A 20,152-nucleotide genomic window follows, 5' to 3' on the forward strand; every position below is an offset into this window, starting at 1 on the left:
CTTAACACATAACCGATCACCCGTAGCAGCAGGCTGCTACGAGGTCTGGGGCGTACTGCGGGGGAGGCAACTCAGAAGCTGTATTTCACCTGGCCAGCCAGCGACGTTTGCGTCCGTCGTTCGACGATCGGGCTGTCCGCTGCATCGCCATTGAGGTACTGCATCGCCAGCACCGTCGAGAATTCGGTCTGGTCGTTGATCGGCACCGCCCAGGTCAACGCTGCGCCTCGGCTGACCATCCCGCCGTGGGTGGCGTAGGCCCGGAACTGGCTGCGTGACGCCTGGGCCGTGCTCACGCCGTACCAGGTCCGCACGTAGTCGGCATCACCAAACACGCTGTTGAGGCTGCCATCCAGGCTGCCGTATTCGCCTTCATAGAGGTTGGTGCTGATACTCAGCTCCAGCCGGTTGTAGGCGGAGCCGGTGTCGCGGTCGTCATCGCTCTTTTTCAGCGCGTGCTCCAGGGTGGCGCCGACAACCACTTCGCCCAAGGTGTAGTGAATACTGGCGCCCAGTTGCGGGCGGGATTTGATCGAGCCCATACCATCCAGGCGATTCGAGCCCTCGAACCTCGACTTGCGGTCCTTGCGCGTTTCACTCAGGCCAATGTAGGTGCTGAATGCCAGGTCCCCCCATTCGTTCTGCCAACCCAGACCGCGTTCGGTGTCGAGGAAGAGGCCATAAGGGCTGACAATCTGGCCGCCGAGCAGCGGCGCAGTCACGCGTTCATCGCTGCCGCTATAGCGTGGCGCGTTAGCCACACCGGCCTGCGCGCTGTAATGCCAGTCTTCGGCTTGCACGTAATCGGTCGAGGCCAGCAGGCAGATGGACGTCAGCGAAAGACAAAAGGTTTTGCGGTTTTTCAGAGCAAGCATGAGGCACCCGGCAGGGATTAGGATGCCATCATGCTAGGGGCGTACGGGTAGGCAATCTTTGAGAGCTTTGTCGGGAAACTGTCAAAGACTGTTAACGGCTCAGGCCCAGCCGCTCGTGCCACTCGGCAATGGATTCTTGCGGGTAGACCTCGAACTGCTGATCGCCGGGATGTAGCTCGACTTCGACCCACGAGGCTTTTGAACCGAGCATCAGGTGCGTGTGTTCCGGCGGCACCGGCAGCGGGGTGTCGATGGCCGAAGCAAAGGGGTGAATCAACTCGGGCCATTCAGGGCTGAACAACCACAAACCACTGCCGCAAAGCGAGCAGAAGTGCCGTTCGGCGCTGCTGCTGTGGGCACGCCGGGCGCCGTCATCCTTGAGACGCGCGTGATAGATCGAGATGTGTTTGCGACCGCGGACTTTCAGGCTTTTCGCCTCGCCGCCGAGGTTGATCGCGTAGCCACCCGAGCCTTGGGTCTTGCGGCAGATCGAGCAATAACAACGTTGATACGGGTAGGGGTGGGCACTGTTCAGACTGAACGACACCGCGCCGCAATGGCAGGAACCTTCAAGCTGCATGGGGCAAACCTCCAAAAAGTCGCGCGGACTTCCTGGAACAGCCTAGCAGTTGAGCAATACTTCAGCCCTTGGCATCAGCCTCTGCGGGTCGCTGCGTTCCAGTGCGAACCGAGCCTGCTGCGGCCGGTTCGCCTGGTTGAAGGTCGTGGCATATCACTTGGATTTTTTCGCGGCCTCGAGCCGGTCCTCGCGTTTTTCCTGTTCATTGCGGAACAGCTTGTCGGCATTTTTTTTCTGATCGTCGGAAAACGTGCCATACAGAGCGCTAAACGTCGTTGCAAGCTTTTGCATATTGTCCGCGTGCAACTGGGCTAATTTGGCATAGGAGGCCATTGCGTCATCGGCATTCAACGATGGCAGCTTTTCCGCTCGCTCCAGAAAGGCGGTATCGGCGTTGTGCGCATTGTCGCGGATGGTTTGCGCGTAGGCCTCCCATTGAGTTGACTGCTTGTCGGTGATTTTCAGCTTGGCGTGCAGTTCCTTGATCCTCTTCTCCACAACGTCCATGTGCTTTTTGGTATGACTGGCAGCTGTCTGTGACGTTGCAGCAGGACTGTTCGTTGCCGTCGTCTGTGCCGAGACAGAAGTGCTGAGCAATGCCAGCATCAACGCTGCCGGCATAGCTGCTTTGAGTACGAAGTTATTCATGTCTTTATATCCGGATTGAGTTGTCGAACTGACGACCGTTGTATGGGATATATCAGTGTGAGCGGCGGTCGCTCGGGTTCCATACGACCAGGCAGCTTAATAGCCGGGTGGAGGATATCCATAGGAGTTGTACGAATCGGGATAGTACGGCCTTGGGTAGTACCGGACCCCCGGTGGAGGGGGCGGAGGAGGTTGCCGGTAAATCACGGCGGGCGGCGCCTGTACCGCACCCGCGACGACTGCTCCCAATATTGCACCAACCAGTATCGCCCCCAAATCGCCGCTGCCATCACCGCGATAGTCACCACCGCCGCCGCGATAGTCACGACGGTTGTCATGGCCGCCACGATAGTCGCGATGGTAAACCTGCCGGCCGTAGCCGTCCCGCTGATAGTCATGTTGCGCTTGTGCCGGTAGCGCGGCCGCTGCCACGGTAACAGCGACAAGCATTACTGCCAGCCGTCGGTAAAAAGGTATTTGCAAATGCTGAGTCATGAATCGTGCCTCCTTCAATGAGGGAATCACTGAACCCCACCGTCCACTGGATGAGCAGGAAGATCACAACCGTCTTGATATGGCGGCGATCTGCCTTGTGTCAGGTTGACTTAGCTACCGGCGCGGGTCTGTTCGGTAGCGCACCCTTGCGCCCGGTACAGAGTGATTAAAGCAGATGGGCTGGGGGACAGCGCTCGGACCGCAACGACCGCACTATAATTAATCTGTCGATGACACGAGAGAGGGTCCAACTATGAAAACTCACTCCTTCCAGCATTACTCTCATAATCTGGGAATGGCCGTTCACGACGCATGGATTACTACCCGGGTGAAATCGGCCCTGACATTTGCAGAGCCGACTCTCAGCATGCATGTCAATGTCAAAACCCACGCAGGTACGGTAGCGTTGAGCGGTCGCGTCAACACCCATAAAGAATGCGAGCGGGTGGTAGAGCTCGCCCGTTCGGTGAATGGCGTCAACGAAATCGATGCCAAAGACTTGCTGACGCATGTGTTCACTCCCGGGCATCTCCCGGAAGCACCCAACGCTGAAGAGAGCACCGAGTATCGGCCTCAATCGTCGGAAAAAAAGATCGACGACAAGTAATGCTGGCAACCGTGTGAACGCCGCGCTCCCGGTTGCGAAACGGGGGCGCGCGGCGCAGCGCAGACCGTATCGTCGGCTGACAATAAAAAGCCCGGCACTGGGCCGGGCTCTATCAGCGTTTGAATGTTGTTTAGCTCAACAGCCCGGTACTGACCGCGACAATCAGGAAAATACCCAGTACCGCCCGATAAATAACGAAAGGCCAGGTGGAAAACCTTTCGAGGAATTTCATCAGGCCCCAGATCGCGCAAAATGCCGACACGCTGGCGATCACCAGACCGAAAATCAGGTGCGACCACGCTTCGGCCGGTATGTGTGCGTGATACAGCACCCACAACTCTTTCAAGCCGGCCAGCGCAATAGCGGGCAGTCCAAGCAGGAATGAGAAACGCGCAGCTTCTTCGCGTTTGAAGTTAAGGAAGAGTGCGGCGGTGAGTGTTGAACCGGAGCGGGAAACGCCGGGGATCAGCGCGCCAATCTGTGCAATGCCGACAATCAATGCATCCCGCAGGCGCATCTGTCCCACGACGCGTTGATGGCGGCAGCTGAGTTCGGCCGCAGCCAGCAGAACGGCCATCACCAGGCACGAGATACCAATCACCATCAGGCCTCTTAACGGTGAGTTGCAGGTATTGAGCAGCGAGGACAAGGCCAGGCCCGCAATGCCGATCGGGATGGTCGCCAGCACAATCGCAACGGCCAGCTTGAACGACTGATTGTTGTAATCACGCTGTCGCACGGCGCCTATGCTGCCAGCGACGACTTCCCGTACATCACGCCAGAAATAGCTGACGACCGCAGCCAGTGCGGCCAATTGCATCGCGGCGGAAAACGCCGAGCCGGGATCGGGCCAGCCGAGCAGGGCGGGCACGATTCGCATGTGCGCAGTGGATGAAATGGGTAATAGCTCGGTGATGCCTTGAATGATCCCCAGGATGCCAATTTGCAGGTAATCCAGAGAAGCAAAGCCGATATCAAGGCCGCTGGTACAGACGTTTGTCAAAATACGTTCCTTAAAAAGTAAGGCTTTCCCACTAGCCCCGAAAACACGGCACGACGTTCGGAAAGTCTTGGCAGTGGGCAAATGATCCTGGACTGAACCGCTCTGTCAGAGGGTCGTTCATGGTGACTGCGAGCGGAATAATGGCCTTATTTGTAACTGTTTGCTACAGGCTGTTGAGATGATTTTTTTAGTCAAGAGCGCCCGCGAAGCCCCTGTGTACGGGCTTGGCCGGGATTTTATGTTCGCTTCATGACCGACAATCGAAGTTCCTCAGTCCCAGCTAAGTTTGCCTGCGTAGTCTCTCCCTTGCGCGATTTGCAGCGCTGTCAAGGAGAAGCATCCACATGAAGCCGCTTACGAAAGCTGACTGGCTCAATAAAGTCCCTGAGGTGACGCTGTCGTTCTGGGTCATCAAGATCATGTCCACCACCGTGGGTGAAACCGGCGCTGACTTTCTCGCCGTCGATGCCGGGTTGGGGCAGGGTGTGACCAGTATCGGCATGGCCGTGCTGTTGGCGATCGCGCTGTTCGGCCAACTTCGTACACGCGCCTACAGCCCTTGGATTTATTGGTTGACGGTGGTGCTGGTGAGCGTCGTCGGGACGCAGATTACCGATGTGCTCACTGACAAAATGGGCATCAGTCTGTATGCCAGCACGGCGGTATTTTCGGTGTTGCTGGCGATCAATTTCATGATTTGGTACGGACTGGAACGCAGTCTTTCGATCACTGAAATCGTCACGCCACGCCGGGAACTGTTCTATTGGGCGACGGTGCTCTGCACCTTTGCGCTGGGCACCGCCGCCGGCGACCTCGCCACCGAAGCGCTGGGGCTTGGCTTCACACTGGGTGCGGTGATTTTCGGCGCGCTGATCGGCGTGACGTTCGCCGCCTGGCGCCTGGGCGGCAATACGGTTCTGACCTTCTGGATCGCCTACATCCTGACCCGCCCTTTCGGCGCCTCCCTAGGAGATCTGCTGACGCAAGCCAAGACTTATGGCGGCCTCGGCATGGGCGCCATGTGGACCAGCGCGATGTTTCTCAGCGTCATCCTGATTCTGGTGGCCGTCGCACAGATGAGCGTCGGCAATCGCAAACTCGTCACTGAATAACCGGTTCAAAAGCCTATCAAGGAATCATCATGGTCTACGTTCAAACCGCCATTCGTAAAGCCGCCGTCCTTTCAGCCATTGTCGTGTTCGGCCTGGTCGCCGGGTGTTCTAAACCCGCTGACGCGCCTAAAACGAGTGCTACTTCGGGCGCGGCCAGCGTCCAGCAGAGCTCGGCCTCGAAACTCGGCGACCTGTCCGCGTTCCAGGGCATTGCGGCCAACGTTGCCGATCTGGTGAATAAAAACGACCTGCCAGGCGCGAAAACGCGAATCAAGGACCTCGAGTTGTCCTGGGACTCCGCGGAAGCCGGCATCAAGCCACGTGCTGCCAGCGACTGGCATGTCCTGGACAAGTCCATCGACACTGCACTTGAAGCCTTGCGCGCCAGCACCCCGAAACAGAGCGACTGCAAGGCGGCGATGGATGACTTGCTGAAAACCTTCAATTCGCTGCAAGGAAAAAGCTGACCGCTTTCAATACCCATAAATCGCTTCGCGCACGCTTGAACAGGTGATTCAATGCAGGCTCGACATTCGCGCAGGTATACCCGCGTGAGTGTCGAGCCTCACTTATCACCGGAGAGGGACATGCGGATATTACTGGTCGAAGACGACCCGATGATCGGGGAGGCGATCCAGGGCGCACTGAAAGATGCCAGTTATGCCGCCGACTGGGTCAACAATGGCCTCACCGCCCTGACGGCGCTGGACACTCAACATTATGATCTGGTGCTGCTTGACCTCGGCCTGCCCGGCAAGGACGGCCTTGCGGTATTGAGCAGCATTCGGGCGCGCAACAACGGCGTTCCCCTGCTGATCATCACAGCCCGCGACAGCCTCGACGATCGCTTGCGCGGTCTCGACGGTGGCGCCGACGATTACCTGCTCAAACCCTTTGATATGGCCGAGCTGCTGGCCCGCATGCGTGCCGTTCTGCGCCGCAAGGGCGGCAGCGCGCTGCCGGTGTTCAGCAATGGCGTGGTGTCGCTGGACCCGATCTTGAAACAAGCCAGCACCGAAGAAAACCCCGAGGTCCAGCTCTCCAGCCGCGAGTTTTCGCTGCTGCAGGCGCTGTTGATCAGGCCGGGGGCAATTCTCTCGCGCAGCGATCTCGAAGACCGTATCTACGGCTGGGGCAATGAAGTGGAAAGCAATGCGGTCGAGTTTCTGATCCATGCGCTGCGTCGCAAGCTGGGTAGCCACGTCATCAAGAATGTCAGGGGTATGGGATGGATGGTTTCAAAAGGCGACTGAGCGAGTCGGTTCAGGTCAGGCTGTCCGTTTCCCTGTCGCTGGCCATTCTGATCGTCGCTATCGTGGCTGGTATTTTCGCCTTCGTCTCGGCATTCGATGAAGCCCTGGAAATGCAGGACAACACCTTGCATCAGGTGGCCGTGCTGTTCGAGCGCCAGCAGATGACGCTGGCCTATCCGACGCAAGGCAAGGGCATCGAGGGCGACGATGAAGAATCCCGGGTCACCGTTCAGTACCTGAACGATGGCAACCAGGTGTCGGGCAATGTGGAGGCTGGCGCACCGCTGCCACTGCCGACAACGCTGGCCGACGGCCTGTCGACGCTGGTGGTCGGTGGCGAGCCGTTTCGCGTGCTGGTCAAGACCCTGACCAGTGGCGCACGCATCGCCGTTGCACAGGAAACCGGCATGCGCGACAAGGACGCCCGCGAGAGTGCCTGGCGCGGCCTGCTGCCGTTTCTCATCCTGTTTCCGGTGCTCTTGCTGGTGGTTGCCGATCTGGTGCGCAAGCTGTTTCGGCCTATCGCGGCACTGGCGTCTGAAATCGACCAGCGCGGCGAGCAGGAACTGCACCCCATCGACGAAAACCATTTGCCCGCCGAGATCCGTCCCTTCGTGTTGGCCATCAATCGATTGCTCAACCGTGTGGCGCAGTCGATGGAAACCCAGCGGCGCTTCGTCGCCGACGCCGCCCACGAACTCCGATCGCCGTTGACGGCGCTGTCGCTGCAAGCCGAGCGCCTGGCCGTCGCCGACATGTCGACGTTGGCCCGGGAGCGTCTGTTTGCATTGCGGCGAGGGATCGAGCGCGGCAAAAATCTGATTGATCAACTGTTGGCGCTGGCCACCGCACAATCGAACTCGACGCTGCCGGCAACGCCGGTTTCCGTGCATGGCGTCTATCGGCGTGTGTTGGAGGATCTGCTGCCGCTGGCCGAGGCCAAGCATATCGACATCGGTGTCGAGGATGAACAGGATGTGCAGGTGCTGATCAACGAGCTCGACCTGCTGGCCATGGTCAAGAACCTGGTTGATAACGCCATTCGCTATACACCTGCGGGCGGACGGGTAGATCTTTCGGTGGGCATGGAGGAGGGCGGAGCGCTGTTGCAGGTCAAGGACACCGGCCCCGGGATTGCGGCCGAGGAACGGGAGCGTGTGTTCGACCCGTTTTATCGCAGCCTCGGGAACCATGAGGTAGGGTCCGGCCTGGGGCTGTCGATCGTCAAGGCAGTAGCGGATCGCAACGGGGCACAGATCCGCCTGGGGTTTGGCGATGAAGTGGCAAGACGCGGGTTGGGTGTTTCGGTATGGTTGCCGTCATTGATTTCCCGCAGCGTTCCGCCTGCCGCCCATTTGTAGGCGCGGCATCATTTGCGAAAAGAACACATCGCTGGCCGGTGCATCCTTCGGCCGGCCACGGATATTCATTCAAGGATCAACCCATGCTTTTAAGCAAACGCGATCAGGCGCGAATCGAGCGTCGCCTGGTGGTTACCCTGACCGAGGCGTGTGAGACGGCCAAGACGGAAATAGCAGGGTTTGCCTGGTTGACTCACGAGGTGGATTACACGGCGTTCCCCGCAAGCCTGAAGGTGACCTGGGTCTTCGACACGCTGGCCAACAAGCGCCAGGCCCTGGCCGTCGGGCAAGCTGAACGAATGGTCGAACTGACGGCCGTGGCGTTGAGTGAAGCGGACATTCTCGTCAGTCCGGTTTCGGCTCACGTGCAATTTGACACCGAAGAAGAATGTCAGCGCGCTCATGCCGGAAACTGGCAGCAACGTTTGGCGCGCCAGCGCTCGACTCGGGATTGAACCATGGCCAAGGATATCGAAAACCCGTGTATTTCCGTTTGTCAGCTGCGCGGCGAGCTGTGTGTGAGTTGTGGGCGCATCAAGGAGGACATCAGGAAATGGAAGCGCATGAAGCGCCCCGAAAAAATGGCCGCTGTGCAACGCGCGAACTTGCGCCTGCAAAGCCTGAAAAAAAATAACGGGTGAGCCGCTGGCGAGTAAAGCTGTTGAGCCGTTGCTGAGTAACCAGACAGTCAAATCACAACGTTAAAGGGAGTTAACGATGGAAATGGATCATGTTTTTATTTGTGTGAATCAAGACGGTCGAGGGGCTGAAGCTCTGAAAATCCTCGGGCTTGTCGAAGGGACGCCAAACGTCCACCCAGGTCAAGGCACTGCCAATAGACGGTTCTTCTTCCGAAACGCTTTCATCGAACTTCTATATCTCACGGATGAGTCAGAAGCTCGAAGTCAGTTAACGGCGCCAACCCGACTCTTTGACCGCCTCACGTGCACAGAGGGAGTCGCCGCGCCCTTTGGTGTTTGCTTCAGACCTTCCACGGTAGGGGAGAAGCCGCTATTTCCAGTCTGGGAGTATCGACCCGTTTACTTACCCGCCGCCCTGAGCGTCGACGTGGGACATGCGCCTGTATCCGAACCGATGTGGTTTTTTCTTTCGTTTGCCAAGAGACCCGATGAGGCTCCGATTGAGCGAGCGCAGCCGTTCGAGCATCCCAATGGTTTTCGCGACATTACATCGGTGCGAGTGATCACTCCCGACAACCAGGCTTTTTCTAGCGCTGCGCAATGTGCTAACCAACTGGAAGGGTTTGCAATTGTTCATGGTCAAGAGCATCTGGTCATAGTGGAGATTGATCATGGGGCGGGCGGCCAGACGCACGATTTTCGTCCGGGGATGCCGATGATCATGAACTGGTAGTTCGGCCTGAAACGGACGCTCGAAAGCAAAACAAGCTAAAAACAGACGATCACGCAGGGGGATTACCGGTTGCTGGCCGGGGCGCCTTCAATTCCGTAATATCCGCAGCCGTCTTTTCCCACCACGCCCTGCGGCTTGTTCCGTCGGCCTGTTTTTTAGGTAAGCCATGAAATCCAAACGTCTGCGCGCTGATGCCCTGGCCGGACTCACCACCTCTTTTGCTCTGCTGCCCGAATGCATCGCCTTCGCCCTGGTCGCGCACCTGAATCCGCTGATGGGTTTGTACGGAGCCTTCATCATCTGCACCCTGACTGCATTGTTCGGGGGCCGGCCGGGGATGATTTCCGGGGCCGCCGGATCAATGGCCGTGGTGATCGTCGCGCTGGTGGTGCAGCACGGTGTGCAGTATTTGCTCGCCACGGTGTTGATGGGTGGACTGTTGATGATGGCGTTCGGTTTGCTACGGTTGGGCAAGCTGGTGCGCATGGTGCCGTACCCGGTGATGCTCGGTTTCGTCAATGGCCTGGCGATTGTCATTGCCCTGGCGCAACTGGAGCATTTCAAAAGTGGCGGGACCTGGCTGAGCGGCACAGCGCTGTATCTGATGATCGGGCTGGTGGCGCTGACGATGGCCATCGTCTACGTATTACCGCGCCTGACCCGAGCCGTGCCACCGGCGTTGGTGGCGATCCTCGGCGTCGGTCTGGCGGTCTATCTGCTCGGCCTGCCGACTCGCACCCTTGGCGACATGGCGCATATTGCCGGCGGTCTGCCTGGCCTTGCCTTGCCTCAAGTGCCCTGGAACCTGGAAACCCTGCGCATCGTCGCCCCTTATGCGGTATTGATGGCCCTGGTCGGCCTGCTGGAAACGCTCCTGACGCTGAACCTTACTGATGAGATCACCGAGAGCCGTGGCTACCCGGATCGCGAATGCGTGGCCTTGGGCGCGGCCAATATGGTCTCCGGTCTGTTCGGTGGGATGGGCGGATGCGCCATGATCGGTCAAACCGTGATCAACCTCAGTTCCAGCGGCCGCGGTCGCCTTTCTGGTGTGGTCGCCGGAGTGATGATCTTGCTGTTCATCCTGTTCCTTTCACCGCTGATCGAGCGCATCCCGCTGGCCGCGCTGGTCGGGGTGATGTTCGTCGTGGCGCAGCAGACCTTCGCCTGGGCCTCGCTGCGGGTGCTCAACAAAGTACCGTTGAACGACGTATTGGTGATCATTGCCGTAACGATCATCACGGTGTTCACCGATCTGGCCATCGCTGTGCTCTGCGGGATTGTCATTGCCGCGCTGAACTTCGCCTGGCAGCAGGCCCGCGAGCTATACGCCGACAGTTACCTGGAAGCCGACGGCAGCAAGCTCTACCGCCTGCATGGCACGCTGTTCTTCGCCTCTACTGCACCGTTCCTCAACCAGTTCGACCCCGCCAACGACCCGCCTCAGGTGACCCTCGACTGTCGTCACCTGAGCTTTGTCGACTACTCGGCCGTCGCTGCGCTGAAGACGCTGCGTGAGCGCTACGTCAAGACCGGCAAACAGTTGCGCGTGTATCACTTGTCCGAACGCTGCAAGAAAATGCTCAAGCGCGCTGGCGTGGACCACGACTGAGGTCGGCGCCATGGGCGCAGCTCGAGTTTGAGTTTGCGATATCAACGCTGGGGAAGGTTCCAGCGTTCGCGAAAGTGCTCGTACTCCGCTTCGGGCAGTTGAACCAGTAGGGGCGACTGACGCGGATCCAGCCAGCTGAACAAGCGAGCAATATCTGCCGGGTCCATGGCTGTGCAGCCAAGCGTCGGGGACGTGGGGGCACGCCAGATGTGGAAGAAAATGCACGAGCCTGCGTCGGCGGACGCCGGCGTGTTGTGCTCGATGACAATGCCTTGTCGATACATGTCGTCATCGCGACGCATGTGTTCGGAGCTGTTCCAGTCCTTGGCAATCGTCGACCCGTCGACAAGCTCGTTATAGCGCTTGGAATGGCGGTCATCCACGCATTCGGTGGTCGGTGTCAGCGCAAGGTAAGGCAGCCTGGTGTCGGCCGTGCTGTCGTAGCCAAAGGCGGTTCCCAATTTGAACAGGCCAGCAGGCGCTTTCCCGTCGCCTTCACGTTTGACCGGCCCTTCGCGTTGCTCGACGACACCGAGACCCTTGCCCCAGGCCAGCCCGCTTTTGCCGACAACCACCGGAAACGGCGCGCCGTATTTCTGAAATGTTTTCCCTAGCCGCTCGTAACGTTGGGCGGTCCCCTGGACATCAGTCCAGTTTTTTGTCGTGACCACAATCAGCTGGTTGCTGGTGTCCAGCGCCTGAGCCGTAATAGGGAAATCCATGACGTTCTTCAGCGCATCATTCCCGGTGTAGGTGAAGTGCCACCACTCTTTCGAGTACCCGGAAAATCCCTCTTTCTGCATGGCGTTGCTGAGCCGCTGGCGATTCTCTTTGGCGGTCGCGTTGATCGTTGAACTGTCGGTATGCGCTCGTTCATCGAAGCAATCGAACCCTGTGCCCATGTCGACGGCACCATCATGCCAACGCTGCTCATAGGGCGCGGCGCAGTCGACTTGCGCCGCCGAGGGGCTCCATGTCTGGGCGGGCAGAGCCTCCGGCCCGGTCAGCGTCAAATCCACCGTGCCGCCCTTGGAGTGATTCGAAACCCGGGCCACATAGCCCAAATGCCAGAAGTCTTGCTTGTCTACGCGGGGATAAAACTCGGCCTTGCGCGGGTCACCCGGTTGCGTCGCAAAGCGCCCCATGTCGGCAACAGCACGGCTGGGTCGATAGCAGTCGAATACCTTCAAACCGTAGCCTTGCGTGCGCAACGCCGCTTGTACCCGGGCAAGCGCCTTGGCGGCGTCCAGCGACAACAGACACTCCGCAGCGCCGTAGCCGTCGAGCGGGTGTCCGGTGAAGTTGTGGGCGCTGGCATAGCGGATGTCTTGCTCGATACCTGGATCAATCGCCCGCAGATAGACCATATGCTCGGGTCTTGGCTCGGCGCTCGCCAGGCAGGGCGCGATGATGGCTAGCATCAAGAGGCACAGCGGTTGGATTCTGCACAGCAGGCGCATGCGATGCCTCCAAAGATGCCGGATTTTCAATCCAGAGCAGGCTAATGGTTGTACCCTTTTTTCTCAATCAGGGTTAGCGGGGTGAGTCGCCTGGTTGGGTAGATGGCATTACCGCTTGCCTGGCCATCTGATATCAGAGAAGCTCCGCGCCAGTCCATGTTCAGGGCGAATTAGCCACATGATCGAATGGTTTAGGGAAGAGATGAATGACGCTCAGGGTGATGGTAATCGGTGGCTACGGAAACTTTGGCAGCATCGTTTGCCGGCATTTAATTGCGATGCCAGGTGTATCGCTGGTGATTTCGGGGCGTGACTCACAGAAGTTGTTGCGCAAAGTCGATGAGCTGAAAGCCCAATCGGGCACAACCTGTGAAAGCTGGTGCGGCGATGCCATGGACACTGCATTCAAGTCCGTCCTGGACTCGATGGGTATTCAGTTGGTCATTCATACCGGCGGCCCGTTCCAGGGACAGACCTATGCCGTTGCGCAGGGCTGTATCGATGCGGGCGTGAATTATTGCGACCTGTCTGACTGCCGTACTTTCGTCACCGGAATTGGCGCGCTCGACGCACAAGCCAAGCGTGCAGGAGTGGCTATCCTCAGCGGTTGCAGTTCGGTGCCGACCTTATCGTCGGCAATAATCGACCAACACCGACATCGCTTCAAACGTATCGACTCGATCGACCATGGCATTTCATCTTCGGCAAAGATGCCGGGACTGTCGACCGTCGAAGGCGTGCTCGCCTACGCAGGTAAACCGATCAAGCAACTCAGGAATGGACAGGTGCATGAAGTGTTGGGCTGGCAGGACCTGACGCTTCGCAAGATGCCACAACTGGGTACCCGGGTCCTGGCCAATGTCGACGTGCCGGACATCGATATATTCGCCCAGCGTTATGGTGCGCAAACCCTGAGTTTCAAGGCTGGCTCAGGCCTGAAACTCGGCGGTGTGGCCAATTATCTGCTGGCTCAGGCGATGAGAGCGGGGCTGGTTCGGGACCCTGCGCCATGGGCTGCAAGATTGCATCGCTGGGGCCGGAGGTTCGAGCGATTCGGTGATGGTAAAAGTGCAATGTACATCGACGTCCAGGGCATCGATGTTGATGCAAAACCGCTGTCCATGACGGTGCAACTGACGGCTATGAATGACAAGGGGCCGGAAATCCCCAGCTGCGCAGCGGTTGCCTTGGCCGCAAAAATCGTCCAGGGGTACTTGCCCGAGCCCGGTGCCCGAGCTTGCGTGGGCGAGATCACCGTTGATGAGTACATGGCTGCGATCAACGACCCGGCGAATCTGCACTTGTCGGTAAAATTCTCTGACGAGCAGGGCTGACCATGCTCTACCTGTGTCTGAAGTACATCCACGTCATCGCCGCCATTTTCCTGTTCGGATTCGGCATGGGGTCTTACCTCTATTTGATCGCCGCCAGCCGCACGGCCAATCCTCAAGTGATCGCGCATGTGGCGAGAATGGTCGTGCGATTCGACACCTGGATTACCACACCGGCAGGTTTCATTCAGATCGTGACAGGCTATCTGTTGGTGAGGCTTGCCGGACTTCCCCTGACCACGGAATGGGTTCTGACGTCGCTGATCATCTTCCTGTGTGTGGGCACGCTGTGGCTTCCGGTGTTGGTGCTTCAGAAGCGGCTGCAGATGATGGCCTTGAGCGCGGTTGAGACGGGGGTGGGGCTTGCTGAGGAGTACAGATCCGTTTACAGGAAATGGTTCTGGATGGGCGTGCTGGGGTTTTTGGGAATGTTCGTGATTGTGATGATTATGGTGACGAAGATGACGCCGAGGGACTTGATTGAAGTGATGGGGTAGGAGGGTGAGGCAATGCCGGACGCGGGCTATCACCAAACGACGCAACCAACCCAGGCAGACGAGCAATCACTCAAGCGTTACATTCCTGGTGGGAATGGATAGCATAAAATTAATGAATTTTAATTATCGCTGAGCATGGCGTAGCTTGATTTGAGGACATGGAGAATCGCCTTGAAATCATCGCCTCTGAACGCAGCTGAAAAATTTGATACCTCACGGGCCAATGAGTACGGACGACAGAGCCGTATTGCATTGGCAGGCTATGACGCCTGCCACGATCTTGCAGCGTGCATGCTGGCGGCAATCCTCGGTGACACAAACTCGGCGAGAATACTGGTCGTTGGCGCAGGCGGTACGGCTCAGGAGATTATTGCAATGGCAAGGTTGGAGCCGAGTTGGCGTTTCACTGCCGTTGATCCCTCTGAGCCGATGCTGGAGGCCGCGACGCAGCAGCTGGAGGCAAACAACTTACTTGAGAGAACGGACGTGCATCTTGGTCAGGTTGACGACCTGCCACCGGACGCGTCATACGACGCGGCGACGCTGATCGGTGTACTCCATCATCTCGCTGGAGACGACGCCAAACGACAACTTCTACGTTCCATTCGGACTCATCTAAAGCCGGGTGCGCCGTTGATTGTCGCGGGCAATCAATATGCCTATGCCAGTCAACCATTGTTGCTTGCTGCCTGGGGGCAACGGTGGCGACAGCAGGGTGCGAGCCCGGATGAAGTGAAGGTCAAGCTTGGGAAAATCCTTCAAGGCGCAGACCCTCCACACTCCGAGGCGGCAGTTCAAAAACTGCTGCATGACTCGGGATTCGGAGACGCTACTCGTTTTTTCAGCAGCCTTTTCTGGGGTGCTTGGGTGACGTGTAAAACTGTCTGAATGGAGCCGATTGTCGGTTGTTGGCCGATAGGCGTATCTCGCCAACGGGAGCATTGGATGGTGATTGCGGACGATATCGGTAACGTCGTGTGGCGAGTGACGCCCGTGCCATCATCGAAGGAAGGGTGATGAGGCGAACGCCCACGTCAGGGAAATAAAACACAAACGATGAATAAAGATGATCTTCGAATCTATCGAAGCCCGAGGACCGACAGGACAAACAGGGCGATCACAACTGCCCCGACGATGTAGACGATGCTGCTCATGAAATCCACCTCTCATACTGAACGGGATTGCGACACCAGGGTATTGCCAATACAAGGTACGGCACTGTTGTTCGAAATTCCGTTCGGCAGCACACATAGCACCGTTGTTCATTCGCTACCTCCATTGGCCTGTACATTGGAAGCAGCGGTATGGCTTGAGTTCGGTTTTTTACCGGTGTTCCCGATGGGTGTCGGCTCTCGTGATTTTCATCGGGAATCAACCGTATGATGCGCGTAGTTCACCAGGCTTGATTGTCTGCCTCGGAGCGTCCTACTGACCGCCAAACACCGCTGGCCTGCGCTCTGCAAACGCCGCCAGCCCCTCATCAAAGTCGCTGCTCTCGCACGCCAGTCGACGCAGTTCTGCGATCTGTTCCATCGCCTGGACGGGCATCGGTTGCAGGTCTTCGAGGATGCGCAATTGCTCCTTGACCGCCGCAATGGCCAACGGTGCTTTGCCGGCAATCGTGCGTGCCAGTTCCAGCGCAGTCGCTTCCAGCACGTCGCTATCGACCAGCCGGTTCACTACACCGAAGTGTTCAGCGCGTTCTGCATCGAGCTTGTGCGCGCAGAAAAACATTTCCTTCAATACGTGAATCGGCAGGTTGTTGAAGAAGCGCAGCAGCCCGCTGGTGGTGTAGGGCAAACCGATGTTTGCCGGCGTCATCGAAAAGCTCGCACTGCGATCCGCGACCACCAGGTCGCAACTCATCGCCAGGTCGACCGCGCCACCCCATACCGAGCCGGAGATCATGGCGATTACCACACCGGGGTAGGCGCGGATGCGGCGCAAGACTTTTTCGAGTGGCTTGCCGTAGGCAACCGGGTCGTGGTCGTGTTGCAGTTCGCGGATGTCATGGCCGGCGCTCCAGACGGGCTGGCCGATTTCGCTGCCGAGTATCACCACCGGTATACGTTGTGACGCCAGTGCGGCGAGGCTTTCGTCGAGGGCGTTCAGCAGTTGTGCGCTGAGGGCGTTGCGATGGGTGGGGTTGCTGAAGACCAGCCGACTGATTCGTTCATCGAGCATGTTGACGGTCACGGTGGCGGAAGAGGTTTGCGTCGGGATCATTGTGCGGTTCCTGTTGATTGTGCAGATGCCATTGCTGGCGAATCACTGGTGTCCTGATACACGGCTTTCGCGGCCAGCAGCGCGTTGATCGACGCCGTGTCGAAACCTGCTTCGCGCAGGACTTCGAGGGTGTGTTCACCGAGCAGCGGCGGTGGTCGCTGACTGACACCGGGCGCAGGTTCTGCGGCGTCGGTCGCGCTGAACACCGGGGTCACGACCTGGCGCAGCGCGCCGAGTGTCGGGTGCATGAGTGTCCGGGTCAGCTGGCTATGCAGCACCTGCGGATCGTCGAACACTTCGTCGAGTGTATTGATCGGGCCTGCGGGTAAACCAGCCTCGATGAACAGCTCGGTCCACACGCGTTTGCTGCGGGTTTTCAGGCGGCTTTCCAGAATAGCTTTCAACTCTTCACGTCGCTCGACCCGAGCTTCATTGGTCGCGAAGCGCGGGTCGTCCGGCAGCGCGGGTAAATCAAGCAGCGTGCATAAACGTCCCCACATGGCCGAGGTGATCGGCGCCAGATTGAGCGGGCCGTCCTGCGTCTGGAACACCCCGTAAGGCGCAATGACCGAGTGGGCGTTGCCCGTGCGGCGGGGGACATCGCCGAGGCTGAGGTAGCGTTGCCCGTGCACGCTCAGCAACCCGACCAGGCTGGCCAGCAACGAGGTGCTGACGTGCTGGCCGTAACCGCTGCGTTCGCGCTCCAGCAGGGCGGCCAATACCGCGGTCACCAGCCACATGCCCGAGGTCAGGTCGCCGATGGCCGTGCCGGTGCGGGTCGGATCGCCATCGACGAACCCCGTCAGGCTCATCAGCCCCGAGTAACCCTGGGCGATCTGGTCGAAACCTGGCCAGCTGCTCATCGGTCCGTCACTGCCAAAGGCGTTGATGCTGCCCATGATCAGCCGCGGATTACGTGCGCTGAGCACCTCATAACTGAGGCCCATGCTATCGAGGGTGCCGGGTTTGAAGTTCTCGATCACCACGTCGGCCTCATCGATCAGCCGCTGGATCGCGGCCAACCCCTGGGGATTGCGGAAGTCGATGCAGATGCCGCGCTTATTGCGATTACACGACAGATAGTAGGTGCTCACGCCACGGTCAAACGGCCCCCAGGTCCGGCTCATGTCGCCGGTTGGGCCGGGCTCGATCTTGATCACATCGGCGCCAAGGTCCGCCAGCACCATGGTGCAGAACGGCCCCGACAGTGCGCGACTCAAGTCGACGATCTTCACGCCTTGCAAAGCTTGCATACGGTTCTCCACTGAATGTTTGAGCGCTGCGGTTTTATTGCGGCAACGGTTGATCACGGGTTTCGACGGCAAACGGCAGGATCAGAATGCCGGCCACGAAGGCCGCAGCGGTCCAGGCGATGGGGGCGCCAAGCGAGCCGTGCCAGTGGATCGCGGCGGCCAGCAGGAAGTTGACCCCGGCGCCGATGAAGCGGCCGACCGAGGCGTTGAAGGCGAACGCCGTGGCGCGGATCCGGGTCGGATACTGCTCAGGCAGCCAGAGCGAGAAAATCGCGAAGTTGCCGCCGAAGAAGCCGAGAAACACCAGCGACACCATGAACAGGTGCAGGCCGTCGTCCATGTAGAACACCCAGCCAAAGGCGACCACGATCGACGTCGCCATACCGGCGAAGTAGATGCCCAGCGCAAGCCGTCGCCCAAGCCGCTCGGCCAGCCACGGCGCGACAAGGCAGCCGAGGATAGTGCTGAGCGACAGCACCGCCGCGCCAATGGAAGCCAGGTGCACAGCGCCGACGTGGTCGATACCGGCACGAGTCGCCAGGGTCACCACGGCCGTTGCTTCATAAACCGAGCCGGCCCACAAACCGACGATCGCAACTCCGACCAGGGCCGAGCTGGTCAGCGTGCGTCGGCGAAAGGCCGGGGCAAAGATTTCCCACCACGAACTGCGTGCAGAAGTGATAGGGGAATGTGCGACAGGGTGCGCCACCTTGTGCGTCTGGGCAGGCTCCTTGACCTTCAACGCGGTGTAGATCGCCACCGCCGCCGGTGCTAGGCCGCACAGAAACATCACGCGCCAGCCGTAGGTTGCACCGACGGTGTAGTTCAGCAACGCGGCAATGAAAAATCCGAAGTAGTAGCCGGTTTGCAGATAGCCCGCGCCCATCTTGCGCCGGTCCTCCGGCCAGCTCTCGGCCACATAGGTGCCGGCCAGTGCCCATTCGCCACCGACACCGATCCCGGCAATCAGCCGAAACGCCGCCAATTGCCAGATGTTCTCCGAGAACGCCGCGGCCCCGGTAAACAGCGAGTACACCAGGATACTGGCCGCCAGCATCTTCACCCGGCCAAAACGGTCGGCAAGCGGCCCCCAGATAAACGACATTCCCCAGCCGATCAGAAACAACCCGAACAGCAGAGATCCGTACATGGCGATATTGGCGGGGGTTGGGGTGATGCCCGAGTTGGGTAGCAACTCGGTCAGGGCGGGAATCAACACCAGGGCGAAGATCACCGAATCCACGCCATCCAGCACCCATCCCAGGTAGACCGTCCAGAAGCCGCGAATCTGCTCGCGGGTCAGGGGCGTTTTGATCGGCTTCACACTCGTTGCTGATGCGGTTAATGCTCTGGACATTAAGATCTCCCATTGACCTTGATCAGGCCTATTGAGGCGCTGCGAGGCGGGGGACGCCGTCAGCGCTTCGTTTATTGTGAAATCAGTCTAGGCAGCGCATCTCATAAGCTACAAATATGAAATTCCTTTGGTCCCATCGGATTTTTATATAGAGTCAGATTCTTTGGACGCCCCCCCATGGACCTGCGCCAGTTGCGGTATTTCATCAAGGTGGTTGAGTGCGGCAACATCACCCGCGCCAGCGAGGCACTGCATATCGCGCAGCCCGCGATCAGCCAGCAGATGCGCAATCTGGAACGGGACATGGACACGCAATTGCTCGAGCGCAGCGTGCAGGGCGTGGTCCCCACCGCGGCCGGGCAGACGCTGTACCGGCATGCCATCGAGCTGCTGCGCCAGGCCGACGGCACCCGTGAACTGCTGCGTCAGGACGCCGAACTCCCGCAGGGCAAGGTCTCGGTCGGCATGCCGTCGAGTACGGCGCGGATGTTGGCGATTCCGCTCGCACGCACGATCCGCAGTCGCTACCCGGGCATCAAGCTGGAATTGATCGACGCCCCGAGTGCCGAGCTGGGCGGCCTGATCACGGTCGGGCGGGTGGCGCTCGCGGTGAATGTCGACGTGGTCGAAACCCGCGGGATGATCTCGCAGCGACTGCTCACCGAAACGCTGTACCTGATTGCGTGGCCGGAATTTCCGTTACCCGAGGGGCCGGTGACGATCGACGCCCTGGCGAAGATGCCGCTGGTGCTGCCCTGTGCCCCGAACACCATTCGCAGTCGAGTCGAGTCGGCATTGCAAGAGGCTGGTCTGCACTGTGAGGTCGAGTTTGAAGCCAACTCCACGGACTTGCTGTTCTCAGCCGTCCTGGCAAAGCTGGGCGTGACGATCCTGCCTTGGGCAGCCGCCCATGTCGAACTGGATCAACATAAACTCAAGCTCGCCAGGATCGATCATCGGCTGTTCACCCGTGAGCTGTCTTTGTGCTGGCCAGACACCGCCGTGCAGAGCAACGCGGTGCAAAAGGTCAAGGCGACCATTTTTGAATTGTTCGAGGCGTTTGGACGCCACCCGGGGTGGGCGGACGGGCAATAACCTAAAGTCGTGA

Annotated in this window: 22 protein-coding genes; 13 read left to right on the forward strand and 9 right to left on the reverse strand. The window is 59.1% G+C overall.

Going from position 1 to position 20,152, the window contains the following annotated elements; translation table 11 throughout:
- Positions 1-71: 71 nt before the first annotated feature.
- From AABM55_RS13335 to AABM55_RS13350, 4 genes are all read right to left on the reverse strand, one after another.
- Complete coding sequence (locus tag AABM55_RS13335; protein ID WP_347929825.1) at positions 72-875, reverse strand: MipA/OmpV family protein; 804 nt, start codon at positions 873-875, stop codon at positions 72-74.
- A 91-nt stretch (positions 876-966) separates the two neighbouring features.
- Positions 967-1,455, reverse strand: coding sequence for a GFA family protein (locus AABM55_RS13340; RefSeq protein WP_054597035.1), 489 nt, complete (start codon positions 1,453-1,455; stop codon positions 967-969).
- A gap of 153 nt (positions 1,456-1,608) precedes the next feature.
- Positions 1,609-2,103 (reverse strand): Spy/CpxP family protein refolding chaperone, encoded by a 495-nt coding sequence (locus tag AABM55_RS13345; RefSeq protein ID WP_054597036.1) that lies wholly within the window; start codon positions 2,101-2,103, stop codon positions 1,609-1,611.
- 96 nt (positions 2,104-2,199) lie between these two features.
- Positions 2,200-2,598 (reverse strand): hypothetical protein, encoded by a 399-nt coding sequence (locus AABM55_RS13350; protein ID WP_347929826.1) that lies wholly within the window; start codon positions 2,596-2,598, stop codon positions 2,200-2,202.
- A gap of 253 nt (positions 2,599-2,851) precedes the next feature.
- On the opposite strand from AABM55_RS13350, the gene AABM55_RS13355 reads away from it, so the two are divergent.
- Positions 2,852-3,205: a BON domain-containing protein gene (locus tag AABM55_RS13355; protein ID WP_054597038.1), complete on the forward strand. Its 354-nt coding sequence runs from the start codon at positions 2,852-2,854 to the stop codon at positions 3,203-3,205.
- A gap of 130 nt (positions 3,206-3,335) precedes the next feature.
- Here AABM55_RS13355 and AABM55_RS13360 read toward each other — a convergent pair whose 3' ends face one another.
- Positions 3,336-4,208 (reverse strand): undecaprenyl-diphosphate phosphatase, encoded by an 873-nt coding sequence (locus AABM55_RS13360; RefSeq protein WP_103314373.1) that lies wholly within the window; start codon positions 4,206-4,208, stop codon positions 3,336-3,338.
- Positions 4,209-4,552: 344 nt separating this feature from the next.
- Here AABM55_RS13360 and AABM55_RS13365 point away from each other — a divergent pair, with 344 nt between their 5' ends.
- The 8 genes from AABM55_RS13365 (at position 4,553) to AABM55_RS13400 (ending at position 10,920) form a co-directional block, all read left to right on the forward strand.
- Positions 4,553-5,320, forward strand: a complete 768-nt coding sequence (locus AABM55_RS13365) for a hypothetical protein (RefSeq protein ID WP_347929827.1) — start codon at positions 4,553-4,555, stop codon at positions 5,318-5,320.
- 29 nt (positions 5,321-5,349) lie between these two features.
- Positions 5,350-5,787, forward strand: a complete 438-nt coding sequence (locus AABM55_RS13370; protein ID WP_054597041.1) for a hypothetical protein — start codon at positions 5,350-5,352, stop codon at positions 5,785-5,787.
- A 120-nt stretch (positions 5,788-5,907) separates the two neighbouring features.
- On the forward strand, positions 5,908-6,573 hold the full coding sequence (locus tag AABM55_RS13375) for a response regulator transcription factor (RefSeq protein ID WP_347929828.1): 666 nt from the start codon (positions 5,908-5,910) through the stop codon (positions 6,571-6,573).
- Entirely contained in the window at positions 6,549-7,934 is a 1,386-nt protein-coding gene (locus AABM55_RS13380) for an ATP-binding protein (RefSeq protein WP_347929829.1), read from the forward strand. The genes AABM55_RS13375 and AABM55_RS13380 overlap by 25 nt, the downstream gene beginning before the upstream one ends.
- An 83-nt stretch (positions 7,935-8,017) precedes the next feature.
- On the forward strand, positions 8,018-8,389 hold the full coding sequence (locus AABM55_RS13385; protein ID WP_054597044.1) for a hypothetical protein: 372 nt from the start codon (positions 8,018-8,020) through the stop codon (positions 8,387-8,389).
- Positions 8,390-8,392: 3 nt separating this feature from the next.
- The gene (locus AABM55_RS13390) at positions 8,393-8,575 is read left to right on the forward strand and encodes a DUF1289 domain-containing protein (RefSeq protein WP_123580624.1); all 183 of its coding nucleotides are present in this window, start codon (positions 8,393-8,395) and stop codon (positions 8,573-8,575) included.
- 76 nt (positions 8,576-8,651) lie between these two features.
- The gene (locus AABM55_RS13395) at positions 8,652-9,308 is read left to right on the forward strand and encodes a VOC family protein (protein ID WP_347929830.1); all 657 of its coding nucleotides are present in this window, start codon (positions 8,652-8,654) and stop codon (positions 9,306-9,308) included.
- A gap of 166 nt (positions 9,309-9,474) precedes the next feature.
- Complete coding sequence (locus AABM55_RS13400; RefSeq protein WP_347929831.1) at positions 9,475-10,920, forward strand: SulP family inorganic anion transporter; 1,446 nt, start codon at positions 9,475-9,477, stop codon at positions 10,918-10,920.
- 41 nt (positions 10,921-10,961) lie between these two features.
- On the opposite strand, the gene AABM55_RS13405 is transcribed toward AABM55_RS13400, so the two are convergent.
- Positions 10,962-12,380 (reverse strand): M15 family metallopeptidase, encoded by a 1,419-nt coding sequence (locus AABM55_RS13405; RefSeq protein WP_347929832.1) that lies wholly within the window; start codon positions 12,378-12,380, stop codon positions 10,962-10,964.
- 206 nt (positions 12,381-12,586) lie between these two features.
- Here AABM55_RS13405 and AABM55_RS13410 point away from each other — a divergent pair, with 206 nt between their 5' ends.
- The 3 genes from AABM55_RS13410 to AABM55_RS13420 all read left to right on the forward strand — a co-directional run bounded on the left by AABM55_RS13410 (position 12,587) and on the right by AABM55_RS13420 (position 15,096).
- Positions 12,587-13,714 carry a saccharopine dehydrogenase NADP-binding domain-containing protein gene (locus tag AABM55_RS13410; RefSeq protein WP_347929833.1) on the forward strand — a complete coding sequence of 376 codons (1,128 nt, stop codon included), beginning with the start codon at positions 12,587-12,589 and terminating at the stop codon, positions 13,712-13,714.
- Positions 13,715-13,716: 2 nt separating this feature from the next.
- The gene (locus AABM55_RS13415) at positions 13,717-14,208 is read left to right on the forward strand and encodes a DUF2269 domain-containing protein (RefSeq protein WP_347929834.1); all 492 of its coding nucleotides are present in this window, start codon (positions 13,717-13,719) and stop codon (positions 14,206-14,208) included.
- Between the two features lie 171 nt (positions 14,209-14,379).
- Positions 14,380-15,096: a class I SAM-dependent methyltransferase gene (locus tag AABM55_RS13420; RefSeq protein ID WP_347929835.1), complete on the forward strand. Its 717-nt coding sequence runs from the start codon at positions 14,380-14,382 to the stop codon at positions 15,094-15,096.
- 537 nt (positions 15,097-15,633) lie between these two features.
- Here AABM55_RS13420 and scpB read toward each other — a convergent pair.
- From scpB to AABM55_RS13435, 3 genes are read right to left on the reverse strand one after another with little or no spacing between them, the layout of a single operon-like run.
- Positions 15,634-16,434 carry a methylmalonyl-CoA decarboxylase gene (gene scpB / locus AABM55_RS13425; RefSeq protein WP_347929836.1) on the reverse strand — a complete coding sequence of 267 codons (801 nt, stop codon included), beginning with the start codon at positions 16,432-16,434 and terminating at the stop codon, positions 15,634-15,636.
- Positions 16,431-17,687, reverse strand: coding sequence for a CoA transferase (locus AABM55_RS13430; RefSeq protein ID WP_347929837.1), 1,257 nt, complete (start codon positions 17,685-17,687; stop codon positions 16,431-16,433). Before AABM55_RS13430 ends, scpB begins: the two co-directional genes overlap by 4 nt.
- Before the next feature lie 34 nt (positions 17,688-17,721).
- Positions 17,722-19,044, reverse strand: coding sequence for an MFS transporter (locus tag AABM55_RS13435; protein ID WP_347929838.1), 1,323 nt, complete (start codon positions 19,042-19,044; stop codon positions 17,722-17,724).
- Between the two features lie 177 nt (positions 19,045-19,221).
- Here AABM55_RS13435 and AABM55_RS13440 point away from each other — a divergent pair, with 177 nt between their 5' ends.
- Positions 19,222-20,139 (forward strand): LysR substrate-binding domain-containing protein, encoded by a 918-nt coding sequence (locus tag AABM55_RS13440; protein ID WP_347929839.1) that lies wholly within the window; start codon positions 19,222-19,224, stop codon positions 20,137-20,139.
- Positions 20,140-20,152 lie beyond the last annotated feature (13 nt).

It is taken from the genome of Pseudomonas helvetica, assembly GCF_039908645.1.
Taxonomy (GTDB): Bacteria; Pseudomonadota; Gammaproteobacteria; order Pseudomonadales; family Pseudomonadaceae; genus Aquipseudomonas; species Aquipseudomonas helvetica.

Excerpts from the sequence above, each read along its gene's own strand:
- AABM55_RS13385 (WP_054597044.1), top strand. The coding sequence starts at position 8,018 with ATGCTTTTAAGCAAACGCGATCAGGCGCGAATCGAGCGTCGCCTGGTG.
- AABM55_RS13400 (WP_347929831.1), top strand. The coding sequence starts at position 9,475 with ATGAAATCCAAACGTCTGCGCGCTGATGCCCTGGCCGGACTCACCACC.
- AABM55_RS13345 (WP_054597036.1), bottom strand. The coding sequence starts at position 2,103 with ATGAATAACTTCGTACTCAAAGCAGCTATGCCGGCAGCGTTGATGCTG.
- AABM55_RS13380 (WP_347929829.1), top strand. The coding sequence starts at position 6,549 with ATGGATGGTTTCAAAAGGCGACTGAGCGAGTCGGTTCAGGTCAGGCTG.
- scpB (WP_347929836.1), bottom strand. The coding sequence starts at position 16,434 with ATGATCCCGACGCAAACCTCTTCCGCCACCGTGACCGTCAACATGCTC.
- AABM55_RS13365 (WP_347929827.1), top strand. The coding sequence starts at position 4,553 with ATGAAGCCGCTTACGAAAGCTGACTGGCTCAATAAAGTCCCTGAGGTG.
- AABM55_RS13350 (WP_347929826.1), bottom strand. The coding sequence starts at position 2,598 with ATGACTCAGCATTTGCAAATACCTTTTTACCGACGGCTGGCAGTAATG.
- AABM55_RS13440 (WP_347929839.1), top strand. The coding sequence starts at position 19,222 with ATGGACCTGCGCCAGTTGCGGTATTTCATCAAGGTGGTTGAGTGCGGC.
- AABM55_RS13390 (WP_123580624.1), top strand. The coding sequence starts at position 8,393 with ATGGCCAAGGATATCGAAAACCCGTGTATTTCCGTTTGTCAGCTGCGC.
- AABM55_RS13395 (WP_347929830.1), top strand. The coding sequence starts at position 8,652 with ATGGAAATGGATCATGTTTTTATTTGTGTGAATCAAGACGGTCGAGGG.
- AABM55_RS13405 (WP_347929832.1), bottom strand. The coding sequence starts at position 12,380 with ATGCGCCTGCTGTGCAGAATCCAACCGCTGTGCCTCTTGATGCTAGCC.
- AABM55_RS13435 (WP_347929838.1), bottom strand. The coding sequence starts at position 19,044 with ATGTCCAGAGCATTAACCGCATCAGCAACGAGTGTGAAGCCGATCAAA.
- AABM55_RS13375 (WP_347929828.1), top strand. The coding sequence starts at position 5,908 with ATGCGGATATTACTGGTCGAAGACGACCCGATGATCGGGGAGGCGATC.
- AABM55_RS13335 (WP_347929825.1), bottom strand. The coding sequence starts at position 875 with ATGCTTGCTCTGAAAAACCGCAAAACCTTTTGTCTTTCGCTGACGTCC.
- AABM55_RS13415 (WP_347929834.1), top strand. The coding sequence starts at position 13,717 with ATGCTCTACCTGTGTCTGAAGTACATCCACGTCATCGCCGCCATTTTC.
- AABM55_RS13430 (WP_347929837.1), bottom strand. The coding sequence starts at position 17,687 with ATGCAAGCTTTGCAAGGCGTGAAGATCGTCGACTTGAGTCGCGCACTG.
- AABM55_RS13355 (WP_054597038.1), top strand. The coding sequence starts at position 2,852 with ATGAAAACTCACTCCTTCCAGCATTACTCTCATAATCTGGGAATGGCC.
- AABM55_RS13340 (WP_054597035.1), bottom strand. The coding sequence starts at position 1,455 with ATGCAGCTTGAAGGTTCCTGCCATTGCGGCGCGGTGTCGTTCAGTCTG.
- AABM55_RS13370 (WP_054597041.1), top strand. The coding sequence starts at position 5,350 with ATGGTCTACGTTCAAACCGCCATTCGTAAAGCCGCCGTCCTTTCAGCC.
- AABM55_RS13410 (WP_347929833.1), top strand. The coding sequence starts at position 12,587 with ATGACGCTCAGGGTGATGGTAATCGGTGGCTACGGAAACTTTGGCAGC.